This is a genomic window from Bradyrhizobium sp. Kon37 (assembly GCF_055807535.1).
Genome location: NZ_JBVVOY010000109.1, coordinates 1 through 564 on the forward strand (window position 1 = coordinate 1; position 564 = coordinate 564).

The following is a 564-nucleotide window of genomic DNA, read 5'->3' on the forward strand; positions in this document are numbered from 1 at the left end:
GCGGTATCACCCATGCGCCAGCCATTGAGCTGTGCCGCAAACTGGTGGCGATGACGCCGCAACCGCTGGAGTGCGTTTTTCTCGCGGACTCCGGTTCCGTAGCGGTGGAAGTGGCGATGAAAATGGCGTTTGCTGCCGCGCAGGCCAGCGGATTGCCCATAAAAGTTGGCCCATGCATAAAGCAACCGGCTTCACCGTTACTGATGGTTTCTGCAACCTCGCGCGTGGTGAGTGTGGCGGAAAGGGTCATTGTGCCGCCGGTTAAGGCTTTACCGAGGCACAAAATGTCCGGCGCGATTTCTGCATGTTCACAGGCAAACAGTTTCCAGGTACGGCATATCGCGTTCGTGGGGATTCTTCCACGCCGCGCCCATACAGAAGCGCGTCGATCCTGCCGCTTTCGCTTTGCGCGCCGACTCCAGCACCTGTTCAACTTCCATCAACCGCTCGGCTTCCAGCCCGGTTTTGTAGCGCGAGCTTTGCGGGCAGTATTTGCAATCTTCCGGACAAGCTCCGGTCTTAATCGACAGCAACGTGCTGACCTGCACCTGACGAGGATCGAAA

3 pseudogenes are annotated in these 564 nt (G+C 58.0%); 1 reads left to right on the forward strand and 2 read right to left on the reverse strand.

Going from position 1 to position 564, the window contains the following annotated elements:
- Positions 1 to 128: pseudogene (locus AC0L3J_RS37305) on the forward strand (aminotransferase class III-fold pyridoxal phosphate-dependent enzyme); the annotation flags it as partial.
- A 35-nt stretch (positions 129 to 163) separates the two neighbouring features.
- Here AC0L3J_RS37305 and AC0L3J_RS37310 read toward each other — a convergent pair.
- Both AC0L3J_RS37310 and AC0L3J_RS37315 read right to left on the reverse strand, forming a co-directional pair.
- A pseudogene (locus AC0L3J_RS37310) lies at positions 164 to 433 on the reverse strand (aminotransferase class III-fold pyridoxal phosphate-dependent enzyme); the annotation flags it as partial.
- Positions 327 to 564: pseudogene (locus AC0L3J_RS37315) on the reverse strand (biotin synthase BioB); the annotation flags it as partial. The pseudogenes AC0L3J_RS37315 and AC0L3J_RS37310, both read right to left, overlap by 107 nt.